This window comes from Winogradskyella litorisediminis (assembly GCF_042675765.1).
Taxonomy (GTDB): domain Bacteria; phylum Bacteroidota; class Bacteroidia; order Flavobacteriales; family Flavobacteriaceae; genus Winogradskyella; species Winogradskyella litorisediminis.
Genome location: NZ_JBHTJL010000009.1, coordinates 282,030 through 300,062, shown reverse-complemented (window position 1 = coordinate 300,062; position 18,033 = coordinate 282,030). Strand labels below are relative to the sequence as shown.

At 34.4% G+C, this 18,033-nt stretch carries 9 protein-coding genes; all 9 read left to right on the top strand.

Annotated features, from left to right (window positions below; all coding sequences use genetic code 11):
- Window positions 1-125: 125 nt before the first annotated feature.
- The 9 genes from ACFQ1Q_RS03665 (at window position 126) to ACFQ1Q_RS03625 (ending at window position 18,014) form a co-directional block, all read left to right on the top strand.
- Entirely contained in the window at window positions 126-2,759 is a 2,634-nt protein-coding gene (locus tag ACFQ1Q_RS03665) for a TonB-dependent receptor domain-containing protein (RefSeq protein WP_386128092.1), read from the top strand.
- Window positions 2,760-2,879: 120 nt separating this feature from the next.
- A complete protein-coding gene (locus tag ACFQ1Q_RS03660) occupies window positions 2,880-4,211 on the top strand; it encodes an MFS transporter (protein ID WP_386128090.1) in 1,332 nt (443 codons plus the stop codon).
- Between the two features lie 21 nt (window positions 4,212-4,232).
- On the top strand, window positions 4,233-5,159 hold the full coding sequence (locus tag ACFQ1Q_RS03655; protein WP_386128088.1) for a carbohydrate kinase family protein: 927 nt from the start codon (window positions 4,233-4,235) through the stop codon (window positions 5,157-5,159).
- Between the two features lie 11 nt (window positions 5,160-5,170).
- The gene (locus ACFQ1Q_RS03650) at window positions 5,171-6,910 is read left to right on the top strand and encodes a glycosidase (protein ID WP_386128086.1); all 1,740 of its coding nucleotides are present in this window, start codon (window positions 5,171-5,173) and stop codon (window positions 6,908-6,910) included.
- Window positions 6,911-6,986: 76 nt separating this feature from the next.
- The gene (locus tag ACFQ1Q_RS03645; RefSeq protein ID WP_386128084.1) at window positions 6,987-9,275 is read left to right on the top strand and encodes an NADP-dependent malic enzyme; all 2,289 of its coding nucleotides are present in this window, start codon (window positions 6,987-6,989) and stop codon (window positions 9,273-9,275) included.
- A gap of 75 nt (window positions 9,276-9,350) precedes the next feature.
- Window positions 9,351-9,932: a Holliday junction branch migration protein RuvA gene (ruvA, locus tag ACFQ1Q_RS03640; RefSeq protein WP_386128082.1), complete on the top strand. Its 582-nt coding sequence runs from the start codon at window positions 9,351-9,353 to the stop codon at window positions 9,930-9,932.
- A 5-nt stretch (window positions 9,933-9,937) separates the two neighbouring features.
- Window positions 9,938-17,203, top strand: coding sequence for a T9SS outer membrane translocon Sov/SprA (gene sov, locus ACFQ1Q_RS03635; protein ID WP_386128080.1), 7,266 nt, complete (start codon window positions 9,938-9,940; stop codon window positions 17,201-17,203).
- Window positions 17,204-17,263: 60 nt separating this feature from the next.
- Entirely contained in the window at window positions 17,264-17,644 is a 381-nt protein-coding gene (gcvH, locus tag ACFQ1Q_RS03630) for a glycine cleavage system protein GcvH (protein WP_386128078.1), read from the top strand.
- Window positions 17,637-18,014, top strand: a complete 378-nt coding sequence (locus ACFQ1Q_RS03625) for a VanZ family protein (RefSeq protein ID WP_386128076.1) — start codon at window positions 17,637-17,639, stop codon at window positions 18,012-18,014. Before gcvH ends, ACFQ1Q_RS03625 begins: the two co-directional genes overlap by 8 nt.
- The last annotated feature ends 19 nt before the right edge of the window (window positions 18,015-18,033 follow it).

The following is an 18,033-nucleotide window of genomic DNA, read 5'->3' as shown; positions in this document are numbered from 1 at the left end:
ATAAACGAAAACGTTTTCGATAAAACGAAAACGTTTTCGTTGCTAAAAATATACATTTGTATGCAGATAAATATGAATTTAGTAATTATTAAACCAATATTTTATTAATTAAATAACCAAAGAAAATGAAATCAATAAAAAGTAAATGGGCTTTATTTATGCTTTTTGCCATGGTTGTAACCATGGTTTCTGCACAAAGTAGTATCTCTGGTGTCGTAAAAGATACTGAAGGTATAACACTTTTAGGTGTCAATGTTATACTTGAAGGTACTTCAAAAGGAGCAGTGTCAGACCTTGATGGTAAGTACACTATTGATAATGTCGAAAATGGTGATTACGTCTTAGTGGGGTCATATTTAGGGTTTAAAAAATTTACAAAGGCTGTTACAATAAGTGGTAGTGATATAATTGTTGATATCATTATGTCTGAAGATTCAGAATCTTTAGATCAAGTTATTATAACTGGGGTAACAAATCCAAAATCTAGAATAGAGTCTAGTGTGTCTGTTACCACTTTAAGACCAAGTACAATTTCACAGTCTGCACCAAGAACAACTGCAGAAATATTTAGAACAATTCCAGGTATTCGTTCTGAGTCTTCTGGAGGAGAAGGAAATTCTAATATCGCTGTAAGAGGTGTGCCAGTTTCTTCTGGTGGATCAAAATACGTTCAATTACAAGAAGATGGGTTACCGGTCTTATTGTTTGGTGATATGGCATTTGCTACAGCAGATATATTTACAAGATTCGATAATAATATAAGTCGTATAGAAGCAATTAGAGGTGGTTCAGCATCTACACTATCTTCTAATTCTCCAGGTGCTATTATTAATTTAATTAGTAAAACAGGAAAGGTAGAAGGAGGTTCTTTAGGTACAACTTTTGGTATGGATTATAATTCTTTTAGAACAGATTTTGATTATGGTGCTCCAATAGGTGAAGATTTGTATTTTCATATGGGCGGTTTTTATAGAGTTGGTGAAGGAATGAGAGATGCAGGCTACACTGCAAATAATGGTGGGCAACTAAAATTAAACCTTACAAAAGAGTTTGACAACGGATACGTAAGATTATATGCAAAATATTTAAACGATAGAGCAATAGCATATTTGCCAAACCCAATCCAAGTTACAGGTACTAACTCTAATCCAAATTACGAGAACATCCCAAATTTTGATGCTAATAATCAAACATTACATACACCTTATTTGACTCAAAATGTTGGTCTAGGTGAAAGTGGACAATTAAGACGCTCTGATGTTGCTGACGGAATGAATCCTATCTCTACATCGGTTGGTGTTGAGGCTTCGTTCGATTTAGGAAATGATTTTAAAGTTATTAATAAAGGAAGATTTTCATCTAACAGAGGTGGATTTAATTCTCCTTTTCCAGCTAGTGTTTTAACAGCAAATGATTTTTTAGCGCCTAGCGGTTTTGGCGGAAGTAATGGTTATGCCTCTTTACAATATGCAAATGGCGACGGTACAGTTGATGGTAATACAATCATTACGCCAGTTGTTTTATTTGACACGCAATTAAACAATTTTAATAATTTTATGAACGATATCCGTTTGACAAAAAAATTAGATAATGTAAATCTTACTTTAGGCTACTTTAAAGGTGTTCAAAACTTATCTATGTCTTGGTTGTGGAATTCTTATTTGTTAGAAGCAGCTGGAGATAATGCAAGATTAATAGATGGTTTTGATAGTTCAGGTAGTCCACTAACTGAAAATGGTCTTGTAGGTTACGGTGCTACTTTTTTTGGTGATTGCTGCCAAAGAAGTTATGATACAAAATATAATACATCGGCACCATATTTAGCAGTAAGTTTAGAGGCTTCAGAAAAACTTAATATAGATGCAAGTATCAGATTTGATAAAGGAAGAGTAGATGGCAGTTTTGCAGGACCTACAACAACGGCTTTTGATGTAAATAATGATGGTAACATTTCGGTACCAGAGCAAACCACTCAGGCGATAGATTTAGCTAATCCAACTGCAGTTAATTACGATTACGACTATGTTTCATATTCTTTAGGTGCTAACTATCTTTTAAAAGACGGAGAAGCAGTTTTTGCTAGATACAGTAGAGGTGCAGCAGCAAAAGCAGACCGAATTCTTTTTACGGGCTTGGACTACACAAATAGCGATAGAATTAATGCTTTAGATTTTATCAATCAAGCAGAGATTGGTTATAAAAGAGGTTTTGAAAATGGGTCTTTGTATGCTACTTTCTTCTATGCAAAAACAACTGAAGAGGGTGGATTTGAAGCAACAACAAACTCTATCATAGAAAACGATTACAAATCCTTAGGTATTGAAGTTGAAGGTTCATATAGAGTAAATGACTTTAATTTTAGAGGAGGTTTTACATATACAGATGCAGAAATAGACTCTGGAGCTAATGAAGGTAACACGCCAAGAAGACAACCAGATTTCATTTATAGTTTTCTGCCGTCTTATAACTTTGGCTCGGCAAAGCAAAATAACATAGGGCTAAGTTTTATAGGGCAAACAAAAGCGTATGCTCAAGATTCTAATGAGTTAATAATGCCTGGCTTCGTTATAGTAAATGGTTTCGTTAATGTAGGTATTACCGAAAAACTAGCTGTTAATTTATCAGCAAATAATATTTTCGATACTTTAGGAATTACTGAATCAGAAGAAGGTAGTATAGTAGAAGGTCAAACTAATTATTTAAGAGTAAGACCCGTACCAGGAAGATCAATCTCACTTGGTTTAAATTATAGTTTCTAAAAACTATTTGAGCAGTTAAATAATTTTTTAAGTTGATTGATAAAAGAGTCAGTGTTAATAAAGTTTCATTGGCTCTTTTTTATAGAAGATATATTACTTTAAGACCAAAAATACAACTGAATGATTACCAAAAAAGTTAAATTAAGTTTCTGGCAAATTCTAAATATGAATGTTGGATTTTTCGGAATTCAATACAGCTTTGGTTTGCAGCAGAGCGCAGTTACTCCAATTTATGATTTTCTTGGGGCTAGTCCAGATCAAATACCTATACTTCATCTTGCAGGACCTGTAACAGGTTTATTAGTACAACCTGTCATCGGAGCAATTAGTGATAAAACATGGAGTCCTAAATTTGGAAGGCGAAAGCCATTTTTTTTGATTGGAGCAATACTTTGTAGTTTAACTTTACTGGCTTTTCCATTTAGTAGTTCTTTATGGATGGCTGCGGGTTTGTTATGGGTTTTAGATGCTGGTAATAATACAGCGATGGAGCCTTACCGTGCTCTTATTGCCGACAAGTTAGATGACGAACAACAGCCTTTAGGTTTTCAGATGCAAAGTTTTTTTACAGGCCTAGGACAAGTTTTGGCTAATTTATCATTATTTATTTTTCCGTTAATATTTATTGGAATGACTGGGTCTTTACCAACTTGGGTTTATGCGTCATTTTTTCTAGGAGCTTTTTGTTCTATTGCTTCAATTTTATGGAGTATAAGTAAAACCAAAGAAATTCCACCAACAGAGGAAGAGCTAGCCAAATTAAAAAGTGAAAAACGTAGTGTTTTAGGGCCTTTATTAGAAATTATTTCGGCTATAAAAGATATGCCAAAAGTTATGTGGCAGTTAGCACTAGTCTATTTATTTCAATGGTATGCCTTGTTTTGTTATTGGCAAAACTCTTCTAAAAGCGTTGCGCTTTCGGTATGGAATGCTACACCAGAAAACACAAAAGCGTACAGCGAAGCTGTTGGCTGGACAGGACTTGTTAACGGCTGGTATAATGTCGTAACCTTTTTAGTAGCTTTTGCTTTGGTCGGATTCGCAAAAAAATATAGTCCAAAAAAAGTACATGCATTTTGTTTAATAATTGCAGCAATAGGTTTCCTAGCCTTTCCGCAAATAGAGAATAAAAACTTGTTGTTTTTTGCAATAACAGGCTTTGGTATTGGTTGGGCAAGTATGATGGGAATACCTTATTTAATAGTAGTATCAGAAATACCTAAAGAAAGATACGGTGTTTACATGGGTATAATTAATATGATGATAGTTATACCAATGATTTTGCAAACAGTCTCATTTGGTTTTATACTTAAAAAATTTTTAAATAACGACCCTCGTTTGGCTATTACGTTTGCAGGAATATTATTGGTAATTGCCGCTGTATTAACATTATTTATTAAAAGCAAAAAAGCTCCTGAGAATGTCGTAACTATGCCAATAGGAGGTCATTAAATCTTTAATAGTATTTAGTTCATGAAAAAAATAGACATTCTTTGTGTTGGAGAAGTCCTAATAGATTTTATTGGACATCAAACAGATGTTTTAATAAACAATACAAGAGATTATCATAGGTATTTGGGAGGCTCACCAACTAATGTAGCGATGAATTCTGCAAGACTAGGTCTTAATGCAACTATGGTAGCAACAGTAGGTGACGATGGTTTTGGAGAATATATATTCGAAAGATTAAATGAGGTTGGCGTAAATAGAGAACCAATAAAAAAACTAAAGAATAAGCCAACTTCTGTCATTTTTGTCTCTCGGTCGGATAAAACACCCGAGTTTGTGGCCTACCGAGAAGCAGACTATCATATTTCTGAAAATCAAATATCTTCTAATTTACTTTCTCAGACATATATCTTTCATACCACGTGTTTTGCACTTAGTAAAAATCCCTCACGAACCACAATTTTAAAAAAGGCACACGAGGCTTTTGATTCAGGTTGTAAGCTTAGTATCGATATTAATTATGCTGATGAAATTTGGGATAATAAAGAAGATGCACTAAAGGTTATAAAAGCTTATTGTAAATTTAATCCTTTAATTAAAATAAGTGAGGATGATATGCTTAGGTTGTTTAATAAGCAACTCCCACATAATGAAATCTTCGATTTTTTTCATTCTGAAGGCGTAGAAACAATCTGCTTAACTTTGGGTAGCAAAGGTGTAAAACTTTCTCAGAAGGGTAAAGGTATTATTCAACTGCCAGCTGTAAAAGTAGATAACGTAATGGATGCTACAGGAGCAGGAGATGCATTTTGGTCTGGATTTTTGTTTGCTTACGTAAAGAAAAGACCAGTGGAAGAATGCCTAGAAGTTGCACTTCAGCTAGCGGCTTTAAAACTTCAAAATGTTGGAAGGCTTCCTGATAATATTAATATTTTATCTAATCTTTTATAGAATTTTACCTCATGAACAAAAATGAGAACGCAGCTTTACTTAGCGGTGTAATGCTAAATGCATATCCAGATAGTATTGGTAAAAATTTGAGCGATACAATACGTATGCTAAAAATGCCTGAGCTTAAAGATGCATTTTCGTTGTTTTACCTATTACCTACCTTTTTTAACAGTGATTTAGATAGAGGATTTTCAATAATAGATTACAACATCAACAAGGATTTAGTATCAAAGGAAGACTTAGAGATATTAGACCGTTTAAATATTATGTTAAAGTTTGATATTGTTTTAAATCACTTTTCTGTAGCTTCACCACAATTTAAAGACTTGCTTAAACATGGTGAAAAGTCAAAATACAAAGACTTTTTTATCAATTGGAATAGCTTTTGGGAAGGTCACGGAACAATAAATGACGAAGGTGTAATTATACCCAAAGAAGAATTTCTCAGTAAACTCTTTATGAGAAAATCAGGTTTACCTATTCTAAAAGTTCCATTCTCAAATGGAAAAATGCAACCTTATTGGAACACCTTTTATCAGAAAATTACATACAATAAAATTTCAGTCAAAGATTTACAGCATATAAAAGAATTAAAACAGAGTGATATTTCTACTATCGTAACCAAAGTGAACGATGCTATAGAAAATAATGAAGCTATAAATACTCTAGATTTTAAAATTGAGAAGACCATTAAGGATAAGGTAATTGCAGCAGTAAGTCAAAAATGCACATTCTTAGGTCAAATGGATGTTAATGCAAAATCTGAATTAGTTTGGGCATTTTATGAAGAGACTTTGGCAAAATTAAAGCGTTTTGGATGTAAAATATTACGATTAGATGCCTTTGCTTATTTGCATAAAGAAGTCGGACAAACCAATTTTTTTAATACGCCAGGAACTTGGGACTATCTTGAAAGGATTAATCAAATAGCAGTAAAAAATAATCTAATTTTATTACCTGAAATTCATGCAGAATACGGTCTTAATCTTCATGATGAAGTCGCGAGCAAAGGTTATACCATTTACGATTTCTTTCTGCCAGGACTGATGATTCATACCTTAGAAAAAAAGACAAATAATGCCTTGTATAAGTGGTTGACTGATATTCAGCAAAAAGGGTATAAAACTGTTAATATGTTGGGTTGTCATGATGGCATACCAGTTTTAGATTTAAAAGGAAAACAGATTAATGGAACTTACAATAATGGCTTGTTGCCAGATGAGGATATAGAGCATATTATGGAAACTATTATAGCTCGTGGTGGCCGAGTCAAGAATCTTTATGATGCTGACGGAAACAAAATCTCCTACTATCAAGTCAATGCTACATTTTATAGTGCGCTTGGTGAGGACGATGCAAAAATGTTACTCGCAAGAGCTATCCAAATGTTTATGCCAGGAATACCCCAAGTTTGGTATTTAGATTTGTTTGTAGGCACAAACGATTATGAGGCAGTCGAAAAAGCAGGTGAAGGTGGTCATAAAGAAATTAATAGAACTACACTTTCTCTAAAGGAAATAGAAGAACGACTTAAGCTAGATGTTGTAAAGAAACAATTAGAGATTATTAGATTAAGAAATACATCAAAAGCATTTTTAGGTGATTTTAAAATTGATGCAACAACTAACGACCTAATACATTTGTCGTGGAGTAATAATAGTCATTTTGTTAAGTTAGAAGCCAATCTTAACGACTATAAATTCAAAATTTATAGCTCAGATAGTGATAGTACTAATATCCTTCATTTTTAAGCGTATTTAGTACAAATCAATTTTTTGACAGGTTTTCATTGCCTATCTTTGTCGCTTAATTTAGTCAATAAATTATATGAGTAAGCAAAGTAAAAGAAGAGAAGCCTTAGTGTATCACGCTAAACCAACACCTGGCAAAATTAAAGTTGTACCTACTAAAAAATATGCATCTCAACGAGATTTGTCGTTAGCATATTCACCTGGTGTAGCAGAGCCTTGTTTAGAAATTGCAAAAGATGTAGACAACGTTTATAAATACACTGCAAAAGGAAATTTAGTAGCTGTAATTTCAAATGGAACAGCTGTTTTGGGCTTAGGAAATATTGGTCCAGAAGCCTCAAAGCCTGTTATGGAAGGTAAAGGTTTACTCTTCAAAATTTTTGCAGATATAGATGTTTTTGATATTGAAGTAGATACAGAAAATGTAGAAGAATTTATTCAAACTGTAAAAAACATTGCGCCAACATTTGGAGGCATCAATCTCGAAGATATCAAAGCACCTGAAGCTTTTGAAATCGAAAGACGTCTTAAAGAAGAGCTTGATATTCCTGTAATGCATGACGACCAGCATGGTACGGCAATTATTTCTTCTGCAGCTTTACTTAATGCTTTAGAACTCGCTGAAAAAGATATCAAAACAGCTAAAATTATAGTGAGTGGCGCTGGTTCGGCAGCGATGGCTTGTGTTAATTTATATGTTTTGTTAGGTGCAAACCCTAATAATATTACATTATTTGATAAAGATGGTGTGCTACATAAAGACCGTACAGACTTATTACCAAGTCAGATAAAATATGCCACAGATAAAAAATATAGTAATCTTGCAGAAGCTTTAGTAGATGCAGATGTATTTTTAGGCTTATCTGTAGGAAACATAGTAACGCCTGAGATGCTTTTATCAATGGCTAAAGACCCTATTGTATTCGCTATGGCGAATCCAAATCCCGAGATTGAATACGATGTTGCAATCGCGACACGAAAAGATATAATTATGGCAACTGGTCGTAGTGACCATCCAAATCAGGTAAACAACGTACTTGGGTTTCCATTTATTTTTAGAGGTGCTTTAGATGTAAGAGCTACTGGAATCAACGAAGAAATGAAATTGGCCGCAGTAAAAGCTTTATGTCGTTTAGCAAAAGAACCTGTGCCAGAGCAAGTAAATATTGCATATAACGAAACATATTTAACTTTTGGGCGAGATTATATTATTCCAAAACCTTTTGATCCACGATTAATTGCAGAGATTCCTCCAGCTGTTGCAAAAGCAGCTATGGAAAGCGGTATTGCCAGACAACCTATAGACGATTGGGAAAAATATAAAGACAGTCTGCTTGAGCGTTTAGGCTCTGATAACAAACATGTGCGTTTATTACTTAACCGTGCTCGTACAAATCCAAAACGTGTTGTTTTTGCTGAAGCAGATCAACTAGACGTGCTTAAGGCTGCTCAAATTTGTTACGAAGAAGGTGTAGCTATTCCTATTCTTTTAGGAAGAAAAGACACTATTTTAGAACTCATGACAGAAATTGAGTTCGAAGCAGATTGCGAGATTATAGATCCAAAATCTGATGAAGAATTTGAAAGAAAAGAAAAGTATGCAGATGCCTACTGGAAACGCCATGAGCGTAAAGGCATGACGCGCTACTCTGCAGGAAAAAAACTTAGAGAGCGTAACTATTTTGCAGCCATGATGGTTAACGAAGGTGATGCAGATGCTCTAATCTCTGGGCATTCGCGCAGTTACCCTTCAGTAGTAAAACCAATGTTAGAAGTTATAGGCATGAGCAAAGGTGTCTCTCGTATCGCAGCTACAAATGTTATGATGACGCAACGCGGGCCTATTTTTTTAAGCGACACCGCTATTAATATTAATCCTTCTGCAGAAGATTTGGCAAATATTACTCAGATGACTGTTGCTGCTGCTAAGTTATTTGGAATTAAACCTGTTGTAGCCATGACTTCTTATTCAAATTTTGGCTCTGCGGATAATCCAAGTACCAGAAAAGTTAGAGAAGCGGTTGCTTATCTTCACGAGCATGTGCCAGATATGATTGTTGATGGCGAAGTACAAGCGGATTTTGCTTTAAATGCAGAGATGTTACAAGATATTTTTCCGTTTTCAAAATTAGCAGGCCATCGTGTAAATACGCTAATTTTTCCGAATTTAGAATCGGCTAACATTACCTACAAATTGTTGAAGGAATTGAACAAAGCTGAATCAATCGGCCCAATTATGATGGGTTTACGAAGACCAGCACATATTATTCAATTAGATGCAAGTGTAGACGAGATTGTTAATATGACAGCAATTGCAGTAATTGATGCTCAAGAACGCGAAAAGCGTAAACAGAAAAAAGGATAGGTTTTCATTGGTTTTTTAGGCTTTAATGTCTCAATAATTTTATTACATTTGAGGCATTAACTTTATTTTAACTACATGATTACACATATAGAAGGAAAGCTTGTTGAAAAGAATCCAACAGATGTAGTTATAGACTGTAATGGTATGGGTTATTTTGTAAATATCTCGTTTCATACCTTCGGTCAAATTCCAGATAAAGAACACATCAAATTATATACCTATCTTCAGGTAAAAGAAGATTCCCATACATTATACGGTTTTACATCAAAAACAGAGCGCGAAATTTTTAAACTTCTTATTTCTGTAAGTGGTGTAGGTGCAATGACTGCTCGTACAATGTTATCTTCTATAAGTCCAGACCAAGTTAAGGATGCTATAGCTTCTGGCGATGTATCTACAATTCAATCTGTAAAAGGTATAGGTGCAAAAACAGCACAACGCGTCATCTTAGACTTAAAGGATAAAGTGTTAAAGGTTTACGGAATTGATGAAGTTTCCATAACCCAAAACAATACTAATAAAAGTGAAGCGTTATCTGCTTTAGAGGTTTTAGGATTTAACAAAAAACAGTCCGAAAAAGTGATTGAAAAATTACTTAATCAACAACCAGATGCCACTGTAGAAACTTTAATTAAAGACGCCTTAAAAAACTTATAATTCTTTTGAATACAACTAACGCTATTAATTCAATCGCTATAAATAAATTAAAGTACAGCCTGGTTTTTCTAGGTTTTTTGTGTTTTAGCTTAGGATTTTCACAAACCAATCCAACAGAGCAAGATTCTACCAAAACAACATTTACTTTTGGCGATTTAAAATTACCTCCAATCGGTGGTATTGAGTCAAAATACACTTACGACCCAATTTTAGACAGATATATTTATAACGAAAAATTTGGAAGTTTTAACGTTAATTATCCATTAATCTTAACTCCAAAGCAGTTTCAGGCTTTGGTGCAGCGCGAACGATTGAACGCCTATTATAAAGAAAAAATTGATGCTACTTCTGGTCAAAAAGAAGGAACTGAAGAAGCGCAAAAGAATTTACTACCCGATTTTTATGTCAATTCTGATTTTTTTGAAACTATTTTTGGCGGAAATACAATTTCTGTTATTCCTCAAGGTTCGGTAGATGTAGATTTGGGTATTTTATTTTCGCAGCAAGACAATCCAACATTTACACCCAGAAACCGTAGTAATTTTACTTTTGATTTTGACCAAAGAATTAGTATGAGTTTGTCGGGTACCGTCGGTACGAGACTTCAAGTAAATGCACAATACGATACAGAACGAACGTTCGATTTTCAAAATTTGGTAAAATTAGAATACACTCCGACGGAAGATGATATTATTCAAAAAATTGAAGTAGGTAACGTAAATATGCCATTAAATAGTTCTTTAATTTCTGGAGCGCAGAGTTTATTTGGTGTAAAAACGCAATTGCAGTTTGGTAAAACCACAGTAACAGCTGTGTTTTCAGAGCAGCAGTCGGAGTCGCGCTCGGTACAAGCCCAAGGTGGCGGGACTTTAGAAGAGTTCGAGTTTTTTGCAAGAGATTATGACGAAAATCGCCATTACTTTTTAGCGCAATATTTCGAAGCGGATTATAACCGAGCCATGCTTACGTATCCGTACATTAATAATAATATTCAAATTACGAGGATTGAGGTTTGGGTAACTAACAGAAATAATCAGACACAAAATGTTCGTAACGTTGTGGCGCTTCAAGATTTAGGAGAGTCTGACCGAATAGGTTTAACACCACAGCCGGCAGGTTTTGTAAATGTACCACAAGGTAGTTTTCCAGATAATGGAAATAACGATTTTGACCCAACAAATATCGGTGGTGCTGGTTCTTTATTAAATGATGCTGTAAGAAATATTTCAAACGTCGAAGCAGGTATTAATGTTCCTGTTAATGAAGGGTTCGACTATGGTACTTTAGAAAGTGCACGCCAATTACAACAAGGTCAGGATTATCAGCTTAACACACAATTAGGTTACATTTCATTGAACCAACGTTTGTTAAATGACGAGGTTTTGGCAGTAGCATTTCAGTACACAGTTGGCGGACAAGTTTATCAAGTTGGTGAATTTGCTAATGATGGCGTTAATGCCACAGATGTTACGGTAAATCCAGGAAACGGAAATCAAATTGTGAACAATCAAGCATTAGTACTTAAAATGCTTAAAAGTGCCATTACAGCCGTAGACCAACCTGTTTGGGATTTAATGATGAAAAACATTTATGATACTGGTGCTTTTCAATTATCTCAAGAAGATTTTAGGTTGAATATTTTTTATACAGAAGCCTCGCCATTAAATTATATTACACCAGCAGTAGTTAATGGTGTTGAAGTACCATTTGCACAGCAATATGATAATAATACGTCAGGAAACCCTAATGATGATAGTGATATTCAAGATACGCCATTAATACGGCTATTTCATTTAGACCGACTTAACTTTAATGGCGACCCGCAAGAAGGTGGTGATGGCTTCTTCGATTTTATTAATGGGCAAACTGTTTTGGTTCAAAACGGAAAAATAATCTTTACCAAAACACAACCTTTTGGAGAGTATCTCTTTAATGTTTTAGATGACCCAACAACAACGGCAGAAGATTATGATGTACCAACATCATACAACCCAAACCAAGAAAAGTACGTTTACGATTTATTATATAAGAGCACTAAAACTCAGGCTTTAAACGACGCTGATAAAAATAAGTTTCAAATCAAAGGGCGTTTTAAAAGCAGTAGCGGAAGTGGCGGAATTCCAATACCGTTCAATGCCGCAAGAGGTTCAGTAAGAGTTACTGCTAATGGTAGAATTTTAGTTGAAGGTGTTGATTACGTTGTTAACTACGCCGCAGGTCGTGTTGAAATTTTAGACGAATCTTTAAAAGCATCTAATACGCCCATTAATGTAGATGTAGAAAATAATGCGCTATTTGGACAGCAAACCAGACGTTTTACAGGTATTAATGTAGAACATCAGTTCAATGAAAATTTTCTTTTGGGAGGAACACTTTTAAATTTAAACGAGCGACCGATTACCCAAAAGGCAAACTTTGATTCAGAGCCAATTAACAATACCATTTTTGGAATTAATGGAAACTTTGCAACCGAAGTTCCGTTCTTTACACGCTTAGTAAATAAACTACCTAATATTGATACAGATGCACCTTCTAATTTTTCCATTCGAGGAGAGTTTGCGTATTTAGCACCAGGTGCACCAAAGGGTACAGATTTTAATGGAGAAGCAACTGCTTATATTGATGATTTTGAAGGTACGCAAGGCAATATAGATTTGTTATCGCCATTTGCATGGAACTTATCAAGTCGTCCATTAAACCTTGGGCGCACATATTCGCAAGGAAATGAAGATGATTTAGGAATTCAAAATGGATTTGACAGAGCTTTGTTAAACTGGTACACGATTGATCCAATATTTTACGGTACACAACGACCTTCTGGTATTACAGATGAAGATATTTCAAATCTTTACACGCGTCGTGTTTTTATCAATGAAATTTTTCCAGAAGTCGATTTAGTACAAGGTCAACAAGCCATTATAAACACATTAGATTTAACTTACTATCCTACAAATCGTGGTCCTTATAATTTTGATCCAGATGCAGCTAACGGACAAGCGCTTGACCCAGACGATAGTTGGGCAGGAATAACACGCCAAATCACATCAACAGATTTTGAACAAGCTAACGTAGAGTATATTGAGTTTTGGGTACAAGACCCATTTTTAGATAACCCAACAAGTCAGGGAGGAACGTTAACCATTAACCTAGGTAACATTTCTGAAGACGTCCTTAAAGATGGGAAAAAACAATTCGAAAATGGTTTGCCAGAAGATGGAAATATAGATTTTCTTCAAAATATCAATCTACAAACGCCTTATGCTGTTCCGCAAACACAATCTTTAATTTATACCTTCGGAACAACAGGTGAACAACGAACAAATCAAGATGTAGGATATGATGGTTATGACGATGTAGAAGAGCAAGATGTTGTACAGTTTTTAAGAGACCAAACTGGTAATCAATCTCTAGATTACGGACCTGACCCGTCTTTAGATAATTACCTTTATTTTTTAAATACCGACGGTAATATTTTTGAGCGCTATAGACAGTATAATGGATTTGAAGGTAACACACCTGATGAATTTTCTCAAACCAATCGTGGTAATACAACACAGCCAGATGTAGAAGATATAAATCGTGATAACACCATGAACACGATTAACAGTTATTTTGAATATGAAGTTGAGGTTACACCAGCAAGTTTAAATCCTAATAACGAGCAGATAAACGATATAAAGCGAGTGCCAGTAACGCTTCCAAATGGCACAACAAGAGATGTGACTTGGTATCAATTTAGATTACCAATTGCAGAACCAACAAGAGCTGTTGGCGGAATATCTGATATTCGTTCTGTACGTTTTGCACGACTATACTTAACAGATTTCGAAGAAACGACGACGATGCGCTTTGCCACTTTAGATTTAGTACGAAGTGATTGGAGACGTTTCACTCAAGATTTAGATAATAATACGGCAAATAACAGTCCGGATGCTGAGTTTAATGTCGCAATTATTGGTATTCAAGAAAATGATGGCAATTACGTAATTCCACCAGGCGTTCGTCGTGAAGAATTAAACAATAACAATAACGTTGTAAGACAAAACGAACAATCTTTAGTTTTAGAAGCTTGTAATTTAGTAGATACAGATTCTCGAGGCGTATTTAAAAATATTAGCCTTGATATGCGTCAGTATAATAAATTGCGTATGTTTTTGCATGCTGAAGCACAAGAAAATCAGGGCTTAGAAGATGGAGAGTTGGTTGCGTTTATAAGATTAGGAAATGATTTTACTGATAACTTTTATCAGGTTGAAATCCCGTTAATTAATTCCGATTTAATTGCAGAAGGTGCAACATCACTAGAGCGTAGAATTTGGCCAGAAGAAAATGAGATTAATATTGAATTGTCCGTATTTCAAGAGATAAAATCTAGAGGTATTTCTGCACAAACTTTAGCAAACGAAAATCCAACATATTATGATGTTGTTGATGGTGTTTTATCAGATAATCCAGCTCAAGAATTTCCTACTGGCGGAATTCAAAATCAACGTGTAGCCATAAAAGGTAATCCAAATTTTGGAAACATAAGAGTATTGATGGTTGGTGTAAAACATTCTGGACTAAATCGTACGCCAGCTTGTGGTGAAGTTTGGTTTAATGAGTTGCGTATGTCTGACCTTGATAACGAAGGCGGTTGGGCAGCAGTAATGTCTATGGACACTAACTTTGCAGATTTTGCATCAGTAAGTGCATCAGCCAACAGAAGTACTATAGGTTTTGGTGGTTTAGAGCAAAGTCCTAACGAAAGAAGCAGAGAAGATGTTATTGGTTTTGATGTAACTACTAATGTAAGATTGGGTCAGTTGTTACCTAAAAAATGGGGTATTAACCTACCACTTAATTATATTCATAGTGAAGAATTGATTACACCTCAATTTGACCAATTTTATAATGATTTAACTTTAGAATCTCGAGTAGAAGCTGCACAAACGGCAGAAGAAGCCGAAGAAATTGAACGCCAGTCCGAAACATATACCAAACGACGAAGTATTAATCTTATAGGCGTAAAAAAGAACAGAACTGGTGATAAGAAAAAAAGAGTTTACGATGTTGAAAACTTCACGTTTAATTATTCAAATAACAAAGTAGAGAGTCGAGATTTTGAAATAGAACGCTCGCTTCAACAAAATATTCGTGCTGGTGTTAATTACACCTATGCTTTTGAGCCAAAAAAGATAGAACCATTTAAGAAAAATGATTCTTTATTTACTGGAAGGTATTGGAAAATACTTAAAGATTTCAATTTTAATTTGTTACCAACAAATTTCTCTGTAAACGCAGATATCATCAGAGATTTTAACAGTCAAAAATTTAGAGAAGTAGCACTGGCTGGGAATAATATAGGTATTGAGGAAGTGTTTAGACGTAATTATTCTTTTAATTTCCAGTATGCTGTAAACTATAATTTAACTGATAATCTGAGTCTAAATTTTACAGCGAGTAACAACAATATTGTCCGAAACTATTTTATAGACGATAGGCTAAATGGAAGACAAGACCCAGAATTAGATGTTTGGGATGATTTCTTTAATGTTGGTGACCCTAATGTACAGAATCAGCAACTTTTGGTTAACTATGAGTTACCATTTAATAAAATTCCAATTTTAAGTTTCCTTCAATCAACTTATACCTATAATTCAGATTTTCAATGGCAAAAAGGCTCTGATTTTAATTTAAATTTTGAAGCCACTGACCAACAAGGAAATGTAACAGGTGTTTTTAATTTGGGTAATGCTATTCAAAACAGAAATACGCACACCTTAAATACTACTCTTAATATAGAGTCTTTGTATAAGGAGTTAGGTATTAAAAAACCAAATAGTTCTAGACGAAACACAAGTAGGAGAACATCAGGTAATCGAAATAATAGTACTGCACAGACACCACCAAAAAAGAAAAGTGTCGGTAAAAAAATCGGTAATGCATTATTAGATGTTGTAACCATGGTAAAACGTGTAGGAATAAATTACGAGCAAAATGGTGGAACTTACTTGCCAGGTTACACAAATACACCTGGTTTTATAGGCACATTAAGACCAACTTTAGGGTTTACATTTGGTAGCCAAGCAGATATTAGACAACGTGTAGCACAAAATGGTTGGCTAACTTTGTTCCCTGAATTTAATCAGCAATTTACACGTACTGAAGAAAAGCGATTAGATTTTACAGCTGCTTTAGAACCATTAAACGATTTAAAAATTGATTTAATTGGTTCGCGTTTGTATCAAGAAAATTTTGCTGAGAACTTTAGAGTAGAAAACTCTAGATATGTGAGTTTAACTCCAAACACTTTTGGCAACTATAATATTTCTACTTCTTTAATTGGTACTGCATTTAGTAAGAGCGATGCTGACCAATCCGAAGCCTTTGATGCTTTTAGAGATAACAGAATTATTGTAGCACGACGATTGGCAACTAACGCAGGTATTGATGTAAATAACCCTGCAAATTTAGATGCAGACGGATTCCCTATTGGTTATGGTAGAAACAGTCAAAAAGTACTACTACCTTCATTTTTATCCGCGTATCATGGCTCAGACCCAGACAAAGTAAGTCTTGGCGCTTTTAGAGATATTCCAATACCAAATTGGCAATTAAAATATACAGGCTTAATGAAGTTACCTTGGTTTAAAAAGACGTTTAAACGTTTCTCTTTACAACACGGTTACCGTTCTACATACAGTATTAATCAGTTTAGAACCAATTTAGATTTCGACCCTAATTTCCCAAATGAAGTTGATCAAGGTGGAAATATTAAAAGCGAAACTTTATTTAGTAGTATAAATTTAGAGGAATCTTTTAGTCCTTTAATTCGTATTGAAGCTACAATGAAAAATTCCTTACAAGTCACTGCAGAGGTTCGTACAAGTAGGTTATTATTGCTAAGTTTTGATAATAATTTAATGACCGAAGAGCAAAGCAAAGAGTATACACTTGGCTTAGGTTACCGAATTAAAAATGTGAGGTTGTTTAAAAAATTAGGCGGCAACACTGGCGGAAGAAATGCAGCTAGCGACCTCAATTTGTCTCTAGATGCTAACGTAAGAGATAACTTAACGATTATTAGATATCTAGATTTAGAAAACAATCAAATTACAGCGGGTCAGACAATTTTTGGAGCAAAGTTAAATGCAGAATATGCCGTTAATAGAAACCTAACAGGGATTTTCTTCTTTGATTATTCATTTTCAGATTTTGCAATTTCAACATCCTTTCCACAAACATCGATTCGTTCTGGGTTTACTTTACGATATAATTTCGGAAATTAATTTTGAAAATCAGTTATTAAAAAATTACATTTGTTAAGCAAATAACTAATTAATGCACTTATGAATATTCCTGCAGAATTAAAATATACAAAAGACCATGAATGGGTAAAGATTGAAGGAGATACTGCAACTGTCGGTATTACTGATTTTGCTCAAGGAGAACTTGGAGATATCGTTTACGTTGAGATCGAGACTGTAGACGAAACATTAGATATCGAAGAGGTTTTTGGTACAGTTGAAGCCGTAAAAACAGTTTCTGACTTGTTTTTACCATTAAGTGGCGAAATTGTAGAATTCAATGAGGCATTAGAAGACGAGCCAGAAACTGTAAATAGTGATCCTTATGGCGCTGGTTGGATGATAAAAGTTAAGTTCTCTGACGCAAGTCAAATCGATGACTTAATGTCTGCTGATGATTACAAAGCCTTAATTGGTGCTTAAAAACAAGAAACTTCTTTTTTTTACGGCATTAATTTATACCTGTATACTATTGTATTTTAGTTTAGCCAATGCGAGTGGTATAATGCCAGAAACAGGTATAAAATTCCAGGATAAGTTTTTCCATTTTGGAGCATACGCAGGCCTATCAGCTTTATGGGGTTTATTTTCTGTTTTACAGAAAAAAACAAAGGCGTTATCTTATAGTTTTTTAGCAACACTTATTTTGGGTATTGTGTTGGAGTTAATTCAAGAGAAAGTCAATCCCTTACGTACTTACGACATCTTAGATTTACTGTCTAACTGTTTAGGAGTCATAATTGGTACAATAATTGTGCTAATATATTTCAATAATCGAACGTTAAAAAATTAATATCCTTTGTTTTTTTTAG

Coding starts and splice junctions, on each gene's coding strand:
- ACFQ1Q_RS03665 (WP_386128092.1), top strand. CDS start 126: ATGAAATCAATAAAAAGTAAATGGGCTTTATTTATGCTTTTTGCCATG.
- ACFQ1Q_RS03660 (WP_386128090.1), top strand. CDS start 2,880: ATGATTACCAAAAAAGTTAAATTAAGTTTCTGGCAAATTCTAAATATG.
- gcvH (WP_386128078.1), top strand. CDS start 17,264: ATGAATATTCCTGCAGAATTAAAATATACAAAAGACCATGAATGGGTA.
- ACFQ1Q_RS03645 (WP_386128084.1), top strand. CDS start 6,987: ATGAGTAAGCAAAGTAAAAGAAGAGAAGCCTTAGTGTATCACGCTAAA.
- ACFQ1Q_RS03650 (WP_386128086.1), top strand. CDS start 5,171: ATGAACAAAAATGAGAACGCAGCTTTACTTAGCGGTGTAATGCTAAAT.
- ACFQ1Q_RS03655 (WP_386128088.1), top strand. CDS start 4,233: ATGAAAAAAATAGACATTCTTTGTGTTGGAGAAGTCCTAATAGATTTT.
- ruvA (WP_386128082.1), top strand. CDS start 9,351: ATGATTACACATATAGAAGGAAAGCTTGTTGAAAAGAATCCAACAGAT.